The following is a 14,183-nucleotide window of genomic DNA, read 5'->3' as shown; positions in this document are numbered from 1 at the left end:
GGCGGGGCGGGAAGGGGAGAAGAGGGCGCGGCGCATGTTTGTCATTGGCTGGTGTCCTGCTGTTCCCAGCGCGACCGCCTGATGCACGGTGGCCGGAATTAATCTGGATCATGGCGATTGTTGCCGGCGGGTTGGCAACTGCGCGCGGAGGGGAGCGTTGGGCGTTCAGGCAACACGCTTCTCCTGCCACATCGGGCGCGCCCTTCGGGGTTGGCCTTTCCCCGGAACGACGCCCTTCGCGGGGGGTAAAGGCAAGGGTGATGCGCGCGCCTGATCTTCATTCGGGGGGACCGGACAGAAGGCACGACGATGAAATTCGACAGCGAGACCAGCTTCCTTACCGCGTTTGACAGTGAAGATAGCGGCCATGCGGGTCCCGTCGCGGGCATTGCCGCGCGAGCCCGCCGCCTCGCCCTTATCGGCTGCTTCCGCCCGCGCCAATGCGGGATCGCAACCTTCACCGCCGACATTTACGATCATCTCAAAGCCGCGCGCCCTGATATCGCGATAGACGTCTATGCGATGGCGGCGCGAGCGGGCGATGCGAGCGATGCTGCGGCCGTTGCCGGTGTCGGGGAAGACGATGCTGACGGCTATCGCGCCGCCGCCGAGGCGATCAATGCGAGCGGGGCCGACGCGGTCTGGCTCCAACATGAGTTCGGCATCTTCGGCGGACCGGCAGGCGATCTCGTCTTGGGGCTCGTCGACCGGTTGGCTGCGCCGCTGATCGTAACGTTCCACACCATCCTCGCCGAGCCCGGCGCCGACCAGCGGCGCGTGATGGAGCATCTCGTCGCGAAGGCGGCGAAACTTGTGGTGATGAGCGCGTTCGGCCGCGAGACGCTGATCCGCGTCTATGGCGCGAAGGCCGATCGCATCGAGCTCATCGAGCATGGCACCCCCGACCGCGTCTTTACCGAATGTTCGCCGCTGCGTGAGCGGCTGGGTCTCGCGGGCCGTCCGGTCGTCTCGACCTTCGGGCTCTTGGGTCCTGGCAAGGGGCTCGAAGCCGCGATCCGCGCGCTGCCGGCAATTGTCGCGCAATATCCGGACATGCTCTATCGGATCGTCGGCGCGACCCATCCCAATCTGGTTGCCGCCGAGGGCGAGGTCTATCGGCAAAGCCTCGCAGACCTCGCCGAGGATCTCGGCGTCGCGGACAATATCGCATGGGAGAATCGCTTCCTCGACCTGCCCGAACTTCTCGAGCAGATCGAGCTATGCGACATTTATCTCGCGCCCTATCCCAATCTCGCGCAGATTACATCGGGCACGCTGGCCTATGCCGTGGCGCTTGGCCGCGCGGTCGTCTCGACGCCCTTCGTTCATGCCCGCGAGCTGCTCGCCGACGATATCGGCATCCTGCTCGGTGGCACCGACAGCGACGCCATCGCTGAGGCGGTGCTGTTGCTGCTCGCGCATCCCGGCGAGCGGCGCTCCATGCAGGAGCGCGCCTATGCGCGGGGCCGGCTGACTGCCTGGCCGGCTATCGCGGAGCGTTTCGCGACGCTCATCGAAAATGTGGCAGCCGCGCCCGCGCGGCGCGAGCCGAGGCGTATGTTCCCCTCTTTCGCCGCGATCCGCGCGCTGTCGGACGATGTCGGCATTTTACAGCATGGAACAGGACTCATCCCCGACCGGAACCACGGCTATTGCATCGATGACAATGCGCGCGCGCTGATGCTCGTCAACGCCAGCCCGTCGCTCGGCGAGGAAGAATATGGACTGCTCTTCGCGCGCTACGCCGCCTTCCTTCATCATGGCTGGAACCCCGATCGCGGACGTTTCCGCAATTTCATGGGCTATGACCGGCGCTGGCTTGAGGAAGAAGGCTCCGAAGATAGCAATGGCCGTACCCTCTGGGCGCTTGGCCATGGCGCGGAGCACGCGCGCTCGCAGGGGCTCAGGAAGTGGTGCGCAGAATTATTCACGCGCGCCGCGCCGCTCGCAGCCGACCTCAAGAGCCCGCGGGCGATTGCGTTCGCGCTGCTGGGAGCCGACGAACTTCTGGCGCGCGAACCGGATCATAGCGAGGCGCGCGCGATCGTCGAGCGCGGCGGCGCCTTTCTGCATGCGCTGTGGAAAAGCGCGCGGCGGAGCGGCTGGGATTGGTTCGAACCCGTGCTAGCTTATGACAACGCCCGGCTCGCCGAGGCGCTCCTGCGCGCGGGCCGGCGGCTCGGCTCGGTCCCGCTCGAGGAAGCCGGCATCGCGGCGCTCGACTGGCTGTGCGACATTCAGACGAGCAGCGATGGATATTTTCGCCCGATGGGCTGCGAGGGCTTCGGCGTCGAGCACGAGCTTTTTCCCTTCGACCAGCAGCCGCTCGAAGCCTGGGCGACGGTCGATGCCGCCGCGACGGCTTTCCGGCTGACCGGCAAGCTGCGCTGGCACGACCGCGCCGAGCGGGCCTATGGCTGGTTCCTCGGCGCAAACGACCGGGGCGCTGTGATAGCGAGCTCGGCAACGGGACGCTGCTGCGACGGGCTGACCCGTCACGGGGTTAACTCGAATGTCGGCGCCGAATCCGCGCTGGCTTTTCACCTTGCACACCGCGCCATGGCCGATACATTCTGGAAGCGGGGGACAACGAAGGATACCAGCGCCAGCGATGTTGATCTGCAATCCCGACCACACGCCGCTGCACATTCTTCATGAGAAGCTCGCCGCCGACCCTGCGCGGGTCGTGCTCAGGCCTTTCCACCTCGCCTGGCAATCGAATGTCTCCGAGCCCTCGCGCGCGGCGCAGCTCGTCGGTGATATCCTGGCGATGAACGAGGAGGAGGCCGAGGCCCACCTCGGGCTGGTATGGAGGGATTTTTCCGAACGCCACTGGCAGATCGGGCGCATCTTCGACGAGCGTTTCGCCGAGGTGGCCGAGGATCTCGCACTGGATCCCGCCGGCGTTTCGCCGGTAAAGCGCCGGCTGATCGGCGCCTATTTCTGCCATGAATATAGCTACGCCGCCGCCGCGCTCATGAACCCGAGCGTCGTCCCGCACCCCGACCAGAGCGGCCTTGCGCCCGATCAGCAGCGCTTCATCATGTCGATGCGCGCGGTCGGCGAGGGGCATATCAGCTCGGTTGCCTTCCGCGAGGGGATCATCGGAGAGAACGGGGACTTCATGCTCTGGCCGCAGTCGGGCCCCGCCATGGCCGCGGTCGCCGACGACCGGCACCAATTGGGGGCGGCCGACCGAGTCACCGTTCACCGCCAACCCGATAGCGCCATTTCGAATAGCGTCCTGTTCCCGATGACCGAGGCGCAGCGCGGCGGCATCGAGGATCTGCGGCTCGTACCCTTCGTCCATGACGACGGCCGGAGAGAATATATCGGTACCTATACCGCCTATTCGGGACAGGCGATCGGCTCGGAACTGCTGCGCACAACCGATTTCTCGCGCTTTTCGCTCGAACCGCTTCGAGGCCGCGCCGCGCGCCACAAGGGCATGGCGCTGTTTCCGCGCAAGGTCGGCGGCCGCTATCTCATGATCGCCCGGCAGGATGGTAAGAATGTCACGATCATCGCCTCCGATAGCCTGACCGACTGGGATGACGAGGGTCAGATCCTCATGCGGCCGACCTTTGCCTGGGAGCTCGTGCAGATGGGCAATTGCGGGAGCCCGATCGAATGCGACGAGGGCTGGATACTCCTCACCCACGGTGTCGGCGCGATGCGAAAATATAGCTTGGGCGCAGCGCTTCTCGATCGCGACGATCCGACGAAGCTTCTGGCGCGCACCGAATGCCCGATCCTCTCGGCCGCCGAGAGTGACCGCGAAGGCTATGTGCCCAACGTCGTCTACACCTGCGGCGCGATGCGCATTGGCGGCGACCTGTTCATACCCTACGGTATTTCGGACAGCGCGATCGGTTTTGCCACGACGCCGATCGAGCGGCTCCTCGCAAGTATGAGCTAAGAGGCGAGGCGGGCCTATTTGGGAGGTGCGGGACGCTCGATCTTCCGCCGGGCGTCGACCGACGCGATCAGGACCGCGCAGCAAAGGCAGCCGTCCTCGTCGGTCACTTCTATCCGGAGCGTGTCCACATCGTTGATGAGTTCGGGATTATCGCCAAGCAGATGGCCCGCATAGCGGGCCGCCTCGACCCGTGCCGCGGCCGTATCCGATAACTCGACGCCTTCATCGTCGAGCTCGCGCTGGCCGCTGCTGCTGTGGAAATAATAACGGGGCATCCAACTTCTCCCACCTTCGGCAACTCACAAGTCTGCCTCGGGTTTCGTTACGGCCCTCGCACCTTCGTCACTGCACCACGACACATGGCGGTCCGGCGAGCCTCATGCCCGCCTATGGCGCTCAGGCGGCGGCAAATCCAGCCTTGTTCATCACCGCGGTAACATGTTTATTGCCCTTGTCGCCCAGCGCCGTCTTGAGGCGAGGGAACAGACGCTGCTCCTCTTCCTCGACATGCGCTTCGATCTCGGCGCGAAATTCGCGGACTTTCGCTATCCAGGCGGGATCGGCGGCATCCATTTCCGAAAGGTCGAACAGATATTGCTTCACATAGCCATGATCGTGGACAAGCTTGTCGGCTTCCACGATCTGGCCATGGTCGCGCATCGCCGGATAGACGACATTCTCTTCTTCGAACGCATGTTTCGCGAGCGCATGCTGGAGCTGAACCAGGAGCGCCTTGCGCTTTCGCGCATCGCTCTCGTCAGTGGATTCGAGCACATCGAAGAGCTTTATCGTCAGTCGGTGTTCGGCCTTCAGGCCCTCGTCCCACTGGCCCTTGAGCATCTTCAGACTCTGCACTGCGGCCTTTCGGCCGAGGTTCGCGACGAGGCCGACAGCGAAACCCGCCGCTGCCGCACCCAGTAGGGCCGCGGTGTTGTCGAGTGGGCCTCGCATAGTCTTGAATATGTCGGGGGTCATGGGAAGGCTCCTTCGGGATGTCAGGGATGGTCGAGCCGGGTCTCGACGCGGATCAGCGAGACCGCGGCGCGCCGCGGCTGGACGAGCATGAAATGGGCGGAGACAGCTATGTCCTCGGCTCGTAGCATCTGATGCTTGCCGATCAGCTCTTTCTGCTTTTCGGGAGGAAATTCGGGATATTGGAAGTCGGCGCCGGTGAATCCCGGCTCGATAAGCCCGACCTTGATATCCTGCTCGGCGAGTTCCTTGCGAAACGCCTGAACGAAGCCCTGTATGCCGCTTTTAGCCGCGACATAGATCGAACTGCCGGGGCCGCGCGAAACCGCCGTCATCGATCCGATCACGATGATGTCGCTACCCGCCGACATGCAGCGCGCCGCTTTCTGCGCACAGACAAGATAGGCGGTGAAGTCGGTCTCGAGCTGATACCGCGCTTCGCTCTCGCTCGCATCGGCTAGCCCTGCCGCCGGCACCGCGGCGTTGATCACCGCGATGTCGATATCGCCCAGATAGTCTCTAGCGCTTTCGAAGAACCGGTCGACGTCCTCGGCCACCGATAGATCGACATTGATGCCGTCGCCATCGCCCACTTCGCGGATGCGTTGCAGCGCATCGTGGAGATGTTCAGGCGTACGGCCGCAGATAAAGACCTTCACGCCGTAGCTTGCGAGAAGAATGGCGATAGCGCGGCCGATCCCGGTCGTACCTCCCGTGACGACCGCGCGCCGGCCCTTGATCTCGGGGGCCAGGGTATGGGCGTCTGCTTCATCGATCATGGCAGATCCTCGGGAAGCGATGTGGGGGTCGGGGCATAGATCGGTCGCCCCGCCGAAGCTGCGCTGACCCAGAAGGGATGATCCTCGTCCGCCTTCACCACGCTGCAGAGCGGCCTGCCGTCGACGAATAAGCGCGCATGGCGGCCCGCCGCTTCGCCTGCGGCGATTTCGAGCGCTGCCGCCGGGGTCGCGGCCTCGAAGAAGAGGCGCTTCTCCAGGCCGATACCGTCATGGTCATAGTGCAGCACGAGTGTCGACTTTTGCAGAGCCGCCGGATCGGCGCCAAGTGCTGGTGCTGCGGACTCGTCCGAAAGAGGGGTGCTCATTGTCACTGCCTTCAATAGGCCGGCGGGTCACTGCTCGGGAAGGACTCGTCGGCCGCCTGGTCGACGCGGTCCCATTCGCGCCGGACACCGTCGCGCATGCCGTCCGGCCCGGCCGAACGGGTCTGGTCGAAATTTTCAGCGTGCGTCTCACCATCGGCGAAAGCGGCCGAGTGACCTTCATCCTTCGCCTGTGCGCGGGACGACTTGCGCGTGAACCAGAAGAGCGCCCCGAGAACGCCGACGCTGAGAAGTTTTCCAAACCCCGACGAGCGCCGGCGTGACGTCATTGCGTGTGCCATGGTCTGTCTCCATCGTTGCGAGAATATCCGGGAGCCTGTGAGGGCAACGGGGGGACGGCGCGAGAGTTGCCGCCGCAATGCGCCGATTAACAAATGTTGCGCATTTTCCGGTGCCGGCGGCGGGCGCCTCGATCTCAGCGGAGGACAAGATCGGGCGCCGACGGAATGTCGCGGCGGGTCTTCACGCGCTGGTCAGTTACCGAAACATGTCTTGGGAATATGGGTGATGCGGCAGGCAAGATCGGCTTCGCCCGAGGCGACGACATAATGGTCGCCTCCATCGGCAATGCCGGTCGTGAAGACAACATCGCGAATATAGAGCTTGGCCTCGAGCGGGCGCGTGAGTTCGGGGGCCGCCTCGAGCAGCGGGCGATGATCGGTACGCACCACCACCGAGGGATCGTCGAGATCGAGGAGCGACCAGTAGGTGCGGTAAATGCCGACGAGCTCCTTGGGTTCGACCCCGTGCCAGAGCGTGAGCCATCCCGCATCGGTGCGGATGGGCGGTGTGCCGCCGCCGATCCGCGCGGTCGCCACCGTGTCGGCGTGCGGACGGATCCCCGGTGCCTCATAGGGCTTCCAGTGCAGCGCATCGGGCGACGTCGCGAGGTTGATCGAAGGTCCCGCGCGCCACGGCGATCCCGGCGGATAGGCGAAATAGAGATCGCCGAGCGGGCGCGTCTGTGCCCAGTAGCGGCCATCGATGAGTCCCTCGAAAATCAGCATGTCCTTGTTCTGATGATCGAGGACGATACCCTCGAGTGTCCAATCGAGGCCGTTTGACGAGCTGTAGAGCGTTGTCGAATGCCGCTCGGGGCTGACCGAACAGGTCGTCATAAGCCAGCGCTGACCGACGCGGCTGATGCGGGCGTCCTCGACCCCATAGCATTGAAAGTCCGCGCCCGGTTCGACCGCCTTGTCATAATGGACCGCGACCACCTCCAGCCCGTCGGGGGTCAGCTCGACGGGAAGCAGCCAGGACAGCGAAGTCAGCGCCATGACGCGCCAGCTGCCGCCGCGCACCATGAACTTTCTCGGATCGGCCGTATCGCAAAGTTCAAGCGGCCACGCGTCGATCATGTAGCGGCCAGCTTCCCATCGGATCGAATGGACATGACCGTTCTCGACGGGCTGGCGGAGCGCTTCGGCGACCCGCACCATCATCAGCAGATTGCCATTGCCCAGTCGCAACAGCCCAGGGTTGAACGCACCGAGCACGTAGGTGTCGCGCCCGAGTTGCCCCGCGAGCGGCGAGCGCGACAGGTCGACATCATCGGGACCGAAAACGAGCCGGTCGACCGCGAAACCCGTCCCGGCTCCTACCTCTCGCATCGCGCTACCGCGAGGCCTTCGAACCCGTTGTCGCGTCGGGTGCCTCGCTGCCGGTCTTTGCTGGTGGCTTGGCCGCTTTCGGCTTCGCATCGAGGTCAACCTCCGCCTCGCGCGGCCAGTGGCGCATCGCGGCGCAGGCGTCGAGAAAAATGGTGGCATCGCCGGGCTTGGCCAGCGCGATGCAGGCCTCGTCAAGCTTGTCTTGGATCCCGGCGGCCGCGAAGAGCGGCGCTGCCTCGGCGGTGTAACCGATGAACTTGCAATGCGCGAAGGCGTCACTGACGAAATCCTTGGCCGCGGCATCGCCGGCAAGGAGTTCCGCGCCGTCGTTGCTGGCAAGCAGCGCCACCGCGTCGAAAAGCACCGACGGGCCGCCATCGATTTTGTGACGGCCGGCGATGCTCGTTCCATCGGACAAAATAATGCCGCCGATCTTCGGCGCGACGAGCTCCCAGACCGCACCCGCAGCATCGACTGCCTTGATCAGCGCCTTGAAAAGTTTTGCATCGGCGCCATCGGTCGCAAGGATCCCGATCTTGCGGCCGGCGATGCTGGCGGGGCCGTTGAGCAGGATACTGAGCGGCCGGGAAGGGGGAAGGTCGGTCAGGGGCTTCTTAGCCGCCTTGGCTGGGGCCGGAAGCGGCAGTCCTAGTCCGTCTGCGACGGTTGCCGCAAGGCCGCGGTCGATGTTGATGAGATGCGACACGGTCCTTGAGCGGATATCGGGCCGTTCGACCTTGGAGAGTTCGAAGACTAGCGCGTCGCCGATATGCTTTTGTTCTATCGGCGTCTGGCTGATGTAGAATTGCCGGGCCTGGCTGTAATGATCGGCGAAGCTCTCGGGCCGGATGCGGCGCTTCGCGCCGTCGGCCTCGTCGGCGAAACTGGTGAAGCCGAGCGCCGGGGTCTCGCGCGGTCCGCCAGCGGTGGGGCCCCAGCTGTTCGGTTCGTAATTGGCGCGTCCGACGGGGTTCCGCATCGCCATATGTCCGTCCTGCTGGAAATGCGCCATCGGGCATTTCGGCGCATTGATCGGGATATGGGTGAAATTGGGCCCGCCGAGCCTTTTGATCTGCGTGTCGAGATAGGAGAAGTTGCGGCCCTGAAGCAGCGGATCGTTCGAGAAATCGATGCCGGGCACGATGTTCTGGGTGCAGAAAGCGACCTGCTCGGTCTCGGCGAAGAAATTGTCGACGACGCGGTCGAGAACGAGGCGCCCGATCGGGCGGATCGGCACCTGCTCCTCAGGAATGAGTTTGGTGGCGTCGAGCACGTCGAACTCGAAACTGTCGGCGAAGGCATCGTCGAAAAGCTGCACCCCGAGCTCCCATTCAGGCAAGTCGCCGCTCTGGATGGCATCCCAAAGATCGCGGCGATGGAAATCGGGGTCGGCGCCGTTGATCTTGACCGCCTCGTTCCACAACACCGACTGCAAACCCTGCTTCGGCTTCCAGTGGAATTTGACGAAGGTCGACCTGCCCTTGGCATCGATCAACCGGAAGGTGTGGACCCCGAAGCCCTCCATCGTACGGAACGAGCGCGGGATCGCGCGGTCGGACATCGTCCACATGATCATGTGGAAGCTCTCCGGCATCAGGCTGACGAAGTCCCAGAAATTGTCGTGCGCCGACTGCGCCTGCGGAAAGGCGCGGTCGGGCTCGGGCTTCACCGAATGAACAAGATCGGGGAACTTCATCGCATCCTGGATGAAGAATACGGGAATATTGTTTCCGACAAGATCCCAATTGCCTTCCTTCGTATAGAGTTTGACGGCGAAACCCCGCACGTCGCGTGCGAGATCGAACGAGCCCTTCGAACCCGCGACGGTCGAGAAGCGGACAAAGGCCGGGGTTCGCTCGCCCACCCGCTGGAAGATGTCGGCGCGGCTGACGTCGGCGAGGCTGTCGGTCAGCTCGAAATAGCCGTGCGCCCCATAACCGCGAGCATGGACGACGCGCTCGGGGATGCGTTCATGGTCGAAATGGAAGATTTTCTCGCGAAAGTGGAAATCCTCGAGAAGGGTCGGACCGCGTCCGCCCTGTTTCAGGCTGTTCTGATCGTCGGCTACCGGGACACCGTGTTGCGTGGTGAGCGGCGCATGGGTGTCGCCGGTTTGCTGGTGGGTCTCGCCGCCTTTCCCGCGATTCTCCGCAAAGCTTTGTGTGATCGGCGCATCGGCCGGAAAGAGCGCCGCCTTGCGCGGCGATTCTCCGCCCATATCCTTGCCCGCGACCGAGGCAGCATCCTGTCCGGAGCGCGCCTTCTGTTTCGCTTTCCCGACTGAATTGCGGGCGGGGGCGGGGATTTTGGCCATGTCTGATCACGCTTTTCGGTCTGGTTGCAGCGGCACGCGGAGGGCTTGAGGGCGCACGCGTCGGCCCCTCCGATCCCACGCATGGAACGAGTTCGTGATTTGAAAGTTGCTGCACCGGGCTTGCAGTTAACCTCGATCATGACGATTCCGCTTCCCTTGAGGGCGCTTGCCGGGCTTTCGGACGATCGCAGTTGGGCAGGTCCGCCCATGCATTTCGGACGCACAGGGAACGTCAGTCATGTTAACCGATCGCTTCTTGAGAGACCGTCGCGGGGTACGCCTCGAAGCCGGCGAGCGCGCGCGCCTCGAAGCATCCATCAGCGAAACGAAAACAGTCGACGCGCGCAGGATCATCGCGCGCGCCGGCGATTGGCTCGGTCAGAGCACCTTGCTGGTCGAGGGCATCATGTCGCGCTATCTCGACGATCGGAACGGCCTTCGCCAGCTCGTTGCCATCCATCTTCCGGGAGACTTCGTCGACCTCCATGCCTACCCGCTCAAAAGGCTCGATCACGACGTCGGGACGATGACCCAGGTGTCGATCGCGATCGTCCCGCATGTCGCGCTCGACGCGATTACCGAGGAAATGCCCGAACTTACGCGCAAGCTCTGGTTCGCGACGCTGCTCGACGCAGCGATCCATCGCGCCTGGCTCTTCCGGCTCGGCCGCCTCGACGCGATCGGGCGCGTCGCGCATTTCTTCTGCGAGACCAATGTCCGGCTCCAGTCGGCGGGCCTGAGCGACGGGCGGGAGTTCATGCTCGGGTTGACGCAGGCCGATGTCGCCGAGATCTGTGGTCTCACCACGGTTCATGTGAACCGGGTCGTGCGCCATCTCCGCGAAGAGGGGCTATGCACGTTCCGCAATGGCAAAGTCGAAATCCTCGATCCGGCAAGGCTGGCGCGCCGCGGGCAGTTCGATCCTTCCTATCTATATATTGACGATCCCGATTCTTCCCCGCCCGATGACCAAAGGCCTCGACGATGACGACTGACCTGCCCACTCCGCCGCGTCCCGAAACCGAGCCCGGCGTGGCGACCGCAGAGCGTGGCGTCGTGATGCTCGACGGACCCGACGGCATCGCCGCGACGATGACCGCCGCCGCCGCGCGCGGCACCGGTCAGAGTCTCATCGCGGCCGCCGCGCTCGCCGAAGAACAGCTCACCGGCGAGCAAAGCTAGGCGCGTTCTCCGCGGGGATCAGCCGGTCGCGCTTTTCGGCGCGGCGATGACGCTTCGTCCCTGTCCCACGGCGCCTCGCCTTCCCCGCGCGCGGCCGAAATCGCATTGATCGATGTTGCTTTGGCGAGCGGCAGGGGAACGCCGCGCCGCGGCGGCGGGTTTTCCTGGCAGCTGCGCCGACCGGCGTGGCGTAGCGCGAGGGAGACGCCGCCTGTGGAAGAAACCGCCGGACTGATTGCGCCTGCCGCGACAATGATCGCCGCCATGATGACCGCCGCCAACCTCGGCGCGCGCGTTACCGGTTCGGGCTTCGTCGTCTTCACGCTCGGCTCGCTTGCCTGGTCTGTGGTGGGGTTCGCCTCCGGCCAGACGAATCTGCTCCTGACCAATCTCTTTCTCACCATGGTCAATCTCGTCGGAATCTGGCGCTGGCTCGGCCGCCAGCGCGGATATGAGGACGGCGCGCGACGTGCCGCGGAACGAAGCCGCGACGCCGCCGCACCCTCGCTATTCGCCGCGAGCGCGCTCGCCGGCTTGCCGGTGAGCGACATCCGCGGCGAAGAAATCGGCAAGACGGTCGACGCGATGATAGAGTGCAAGAGCGGCTGTCTCTCCTACGTCGTCGTGAGCTCGGGCGGCATTGGCGGTATCGACGAGAGCTTGCGCGCGGTACCCGCATCGCTGTTTGAGTGCCATGCCGATGGGCTCGTGCTCCTCATGAGCGCGGCGGAGTTCGAAAAACGCGACAGGCTGGACAGCGCGGCCTGGCCTGCGCGCCCGCCGCAGACCAGGCGACACGATGCAGTGCCGGCAACGGAGCGGGCGCATGTCGCGGCTCAGGGAACCTAGTTCCTGTCGCCCGGCAGCTGCTGTCTGCAGCGGGCGTCGACGGGCGCTGGATGAGCGGCGGCCGAGGCCGCTCGGCGGCAATGTCGCGCAGTTCGCAGATTTTATCCATTGGGCCGGAACAATTGCGGGGGGCGGGCGTCAGTCGATTGTCGCCCCCGCGGGGGCCGCTCTTCCTCACCCCGCGGCGTCCCCAGCCGCCGCTCCCCTCAAGACGTCCGGGCTGCGCCCGGGCGGGAGATGAACCATGTCCCGAAGCGAAAAACCTTTGTCCTCCCCCTTTTTGCTTGCCGCCGCAGGCGCCGGCATCGCGCTGCTCGCCACCGGGGCAGCGATCTGGCAGCGCCGCAGGCAGGCAAGGGTGCAGGACGATGCACCGATTGCAACCGATGCGCCGCACTGGACTCTCGGCAAGCCATCGGCGCGCGCGCTGTTCGGCAAGTCGGTGCTCATCAACTGCCCGCGCGCCGAACTTTACGCGGCCTGGAGGCCCGAGCGCTTCCCTGAATTCATGGAGAATGTCGTCGCGGTCGACGAGCTTGGCGACGATGTGTCGCAGTGGACGATCAAGGCGCCGGCAGGCCGCGAGGTGACGCTGGTCAACCGCATCACCGAGCGCGTCGAAAATGAGTCGATCTATTGGCAGAGCACGCCCGAGTCCGACATCGTCAACAGCGGCGAGGTGCGCTTCACCGAGGCGCCCAACGGACGCGGCACCTTCGTGACCCTGATCCTTGCCTACGATCCGCCCGCAGGGAAGATTGGGCGCCTCGCAGCGAAGCTGCTTCAGCGCGAACCCGAGGTACAGGCGCGACGAGACCTTCATCGCTTCAAGCAGCTCATGGAAACCGGCGAGGTGACGACCAACGCTTCGCCCTCGGCGCGCGCCTCCGAAGCAGCGACCGAACCCCATATCTGAATGGAATCCAATTCGAAGGAGAAAACCATGCGCGCCGTCACCTGGCAAGGACGCCACAAGATCAGCGTCGAGACCGTGCCCGACCCCGAAATCGTCAATCCGCGGGACGCGATCATCCGCGTCACATCGACCGCGATCTGCGGATCGGACCTCCATCTTTACGACGGCTATATCCCCGGCATGCGCGCGGGAGACATCGTCGGGCACGAATTCATGGGCGAAGTCGTCGAAACCGGCGCTTCCTCGACGCTGAAGCGCGGCCAACGCGTTGTCGTGCCTTTCACGATCAGCTGCGGCCAATGTTTTTTCTGCGAGAAGCAGCAATATAGCGCCTGCGACAATGCCAATCCCGTCGAGACGCGCGATGCCTCTGAACTGCTGATGGGGCATGCGATGGGCTCCGCCTTCGGCTATGCCCATCTGACCGGCGGCTATGCCGGCGGGCAGGCCGAATTTGTGCGCATCCCCTATTCGGACGTGGGTCCGGTTGTCATCCCGGACGATCTCGCCGACGATGATGTCCTCTTTCTCTCCGATATCTTGCCGACTGGCTGGCAGGCGGCGGTCAATGCCGACATCGAGCCGGGGGATACGGTTGCTGTATGGGGCTGCGGTCCGGTCGGTCTGTTCACGATCCAATCGGCGCTGCTGCTCGGCGCCGGGCGCGTAATCGCGATCGACCATTTCCCCACGCGGCTTGCGCTCGCGCGCAAATATGGCGCCGAAATCCTGGATTACACGCAGGTTGATGTCCGCGAGGCGCTCGACGAGATGACGGGCGGGGTCGGGCCCGACGCATGCATCGATTGCGTCGGCATGGAGAGCCACGGCTTTACCGCCGACAATGTTCTGGACCAGGTGAAGGTGAAGATGCTCTCGTCGACCGAGCGCATCCACGCGTTGCGCCAGGCGATCCTCGCCTGCCGCAAGGGCGGGCGCCTTTCGATCCCCGGGGTCTATGGCGGTTTCGCCGACAAATTCCCGCTCGGGCAGCTCATGGAAAAGGGGCTGACCATCAAGAGCGGGCAGACGCATGTCCAGCGGTATACCGGGGACCTTCTCAGCAAGATCCGCGACGGCAAGTTCGATACGGTCTCGCTGATCTCGCACCATGCCCCGCTCGAGGATGCCTCCGACATGTACCGGCATTGGCACGACGAGCAGGGCCTCTACACCAAAATCGTCCTCAAACCAGGATGGAAGAAGGGCGCGATCGAGGCCCGGCTGGAGATGGCACATGCCTGATCACAAACTAGCCACCTCACCGGCGAGACGACCACCGGCGATATGCATCA

At 64.4% G+C, this 14,183-nt stretch carries 14 protein-coding genes; 7 read left to right on the top strand and 7 right to left on the bottom strand.

Annotated features, from left to right (window positions below; translation table 11 throughout):
• Positions 1–309: 309 nt before the first annotated feature.
• Together MU856_RS07440 and MU856_RS07435 are read left to right on the top strand one after the other, a co-directional pair.
• The gene (locus MU856_RS07440) at positions 310–2,658 is read left to right on the top strand and encodes a glycosyltransferase family 4 protein (protein WP_263588716.1); all 2,349 of its coding nucleotides are present in this window, start codon (positions 310–312) and stop codon (positions 2,656–2,658) included.
• Positions 2,612–3,919 carry a glycoside hydrolase family 130 protein gene (locus MU856_RS07435; protein ID WP_263588715.1) on the top strand — a complete coding sequence of 436 codons (1,308 nt, stop codon included), beginning with the start codon at positions 2,612–2,614 and terminating at the stop codon, positions 3,917–3,919. Before MU856_RS07440 ends, MU856_RS07435 begins: the two co-directional genes overlap by 47 nt.
• Positions 3,920–3,933: 14 nt before the next feature.
• Here the strand turns inward: MU856_RS07435 and MU856_RS07430 are convergent, their stop codons facing one another.
• From MU856_RS07430 to MU856_RS07400, 7 genes are all read right to left on the bottom strand, one after another.
• Positions 3,934–4,194, bottom strand: coding sequence for a DUF6894 family protein (locus tag MU856_RS07430; RefSeq protein WP_186401964.1), 261 nt, complete (start codon positions 4,192–4,194; stop codon positions 3,934–3,936).
• Between the two features lie 121 nt (positions 4,195–4,315).
• Positions 4,316–4,894: a hemerythrin domain-containing protein gene (locus MU856_RS07425; protein WP_263588714.1), complete on the bottom strand. Its 579-nt coding sequence runs from the start codon at positions 4,892–4,894 to the stop codon at positions 4,316–4,318.
• Positions 4,895–4,914: 20 nt separating this feature from the next.
• Positions 4,915–5,670, bottom strand: a complete 756-nt coding sequence (locus MU856_RS07420; RefSeq protein WP_263588713.1) for an SDR family oxidoreductase — start codon at positions 5,668–5,670, stop codon at positions 4,915–4,917.
• Positions 5,667–5,996, bottom strand: coding sequence for a hypothetical protein (locus tag MU856_RS07415; protein WP_263588712.1), 330 nt, complete (start codon positions 5,994–5,996; stop codon positions 5,667–5,669). The genes MU856_RS07420 and MU856_RS07415 overlap by 4 nt, the downstream gene beginning before the upstream one ends.
• Before the next feature lie 11 nt (positions 5,997–6,007).
• Complete coding sequence (locus tag MU856_RS07410) at positions 6,008–6,295, bottom strand: hypothetical protein (RefSeq protein ID WP_263588711.1); 288 nt, start codon at positions 6,293–6,295, stop codon at positions 6,008–6,010.
• A 192-nt stretch (positions 6,296–6,487) separates the two neighbouring features.
• Positions 6,488–7,627: a glycosidase gene (locus MU856_RS07405; protein WP_263588710.1), complete on the bottom strand. Its 1,140-nt coding sequence runs from the start codon at positions 7,625–7,627 to the stop codon at positions 6,488–6,490.
• A gap of 4 nt (positions 7,628–7,631) precedes the next feature.
• Complete coding sequence (locus tag MU856_RS07400) at positions 7,632–9,845, bottom strand: catalase (RefSeq protein WP_263588960.1); 2,214 nt, start codon at positions 9,843–9,845, stop codon at positions 7,632–7,634.
• A gap of 334 nt (positions 9,846–10,179) precedes the next feature.
• Here MU856_RS07400 and MU856_RS07395 point away from each other — a divergent pair, with 334 nt between their 5' ends.
• From MU856_RS07395 to MU856_RS07375, 5 genes are all read left to right on the top strand, one after another.
• Positions 10,180–10,929 (top strand): Crp/Fnr family transcriptional regulator, encoded by a 750-nt coding sequence (locus MU856_RS07395; protein WP_062902528.1) that lies wholly within the window; start codon positions 10,180–10,182, stop codon positions 10,927–10,929.
• Positions 10,926–11,123 carry a hypothetical protein gene (locus MU856_RS07390; protein WP_062902527.1) on the top strand — a complete coding sequence of 66 codons (198 nt, stop codon included), beginning with the start codon at positions 10,926–10,928 and terminating at the stop codon, positions 11,121–11,123. The genes MU856_RS07395 and MU856_RS07390 overlap by 4 nt, the downstream gene beginning before the upstream one ends.
• Positions 11,124–11,336: 213 nt before the next feature.
• Positions 11,337–11,972: a PRC-barrel domain-containing protein gene (locus MU856_RS07385; RefSeq protein WP_318153202.1), complete on the top strand. Its 636-nt coding sequence runs from the start codon at positions 11,337–11,339 to the stop codon at positions 11,970–11,972.
• A 244-nt stretch (positions 11,973–12,216) separates the two neighbouring features.
• Positions 12,217–12,888: an SRPBCC family protein gene (locus MU856_RS07380; RefSeq protein WP_082819966.1), complete on the top strand. Its 672-nt coding sequence runs from the start codon at positions 12,217–12,219 to the stop codon at positions 12,886–12,888.
• Between the two features lie 27 nt (positions 12,889–12,915).
• Complete coding sequence (locus MU856_RS07375) at positions 12,916–14,133, top strand: zinc-dependent alcohol dehydrogenase (protein ID WP_263588709.1); 1,218 nt, start codon at positions 12,916–12,918, stop codon at positions 14,131–14,133.
• Positions 14,134–14,183 lie beyond the last annotated feature (50 nt).

The sequence above is a fragment of the Sphingopyxis sp. GC21 genome, from assembly GCF_025727575.1.
In the GTDB taxonomy this organism is placed as follows: Bacteria; Pseudomonadota; Alphaproteobacteria; order Sphingomonadales; family Sphingomonadaceae; genus Sphingopyxis; species Sphingopyxis terrae_A.
Note: the sequence above shows the minus strand (reverse complement) of the source record. Positions and strands in the feature narration are given on the sequence as shown.

Bases quoted from the DNA above. Each gene is read 5' to 3' on its own strand.
- MU856_RS07435 (WP_263588715.1), top strand. From the start codon at position 2,612: ATGTTGATCTGCAATCCCGACCACACGCCGCTGCACATTCTTCATGAG.
- MU856_RS07430 (WP_186401964.1), bottom strand. From the start codon at position 4,194: ATGCCCCGTTATTATTTCCACAGCAGCAGCGGCCAGCGCGAGCTCGAC.
- MU856_RS07420 (WP_263588713.1), bottom strand. From the start codon at position 5,670: ATGATCGATGAAGCAGACGCCCATACCCTGGCCCCCGAGATCAAGGGC.
- MU856_RS07400 (WP_263588960.1), bottom strand. From the start codon at position 9,845: ATGGGCGGAGAATCGCCGCGCAAGGCGGCGCTCTTTCCGGCCGATGCG.
- MU856_RS07425 (WP_263588714.1), bottom strand. From the start codon at position 4,894: ATGACCCCCGACATATTCAAGACTATGCGAGGCCCACTCGACAACACC.
- MU856_RS07410 (WP_263588711.1), bottom strand. From the start codon at position 6,295: ATGGCACACGCAATGACGTCACGCCGGCGCTCGTCGGGGTTTGGAAAA.
- MU856_RS07390 (WP_062902527.1), top strand. From the start codon at position 10,926: ATGACGACTGACCTGCCCACTCCGCCGCGTCCCGAAACCGAGCCCGGC.
- MU856_RS07395 (WP_062902528.1), top strand. From the start codon at position 10,180: ATGTTAACCGATCGCTTCTTGAGAGACCGTCGCGGGGTACGCCTCGAA.
- MU856_RS07415 (WP_263588712.1), bottom strand. From the start codon at position 5,996: ATGAGCACCCCTCTTTCGGACGAGTCCGCAGCACCAGCACTTGGCGCC.
- MU856_RS07405 (WP_263588710.1), bottom strand. From the start codon at position 7,627: ATGCGAGAGGTAGGAGCCGGGACGGGTTTCGCGGTCGACCGGCTCGTT.
- MU856_RS07375 (WP_263588709.1), top strand. From the start codon at position 12,916: ATGCGCGCCGTCACCTGGCAAGGACGCCACAAGATCAGCGTCGAGACC.
- MU856_RS07440 (WP_263588716.1), top strand. From the start codon at position 310: ATGAAATTCGACAGCGAGACCAGCTTCCTTACCGCGTTTGACAGTGAA.
- MU856_RS07380 (WP_082819966.1), top strand. From the start codon at position 12,217: ATGTCCCGAAGCGAAAAACCTTTGTCCTCCCCCTTTTTGCTTGCCGCC.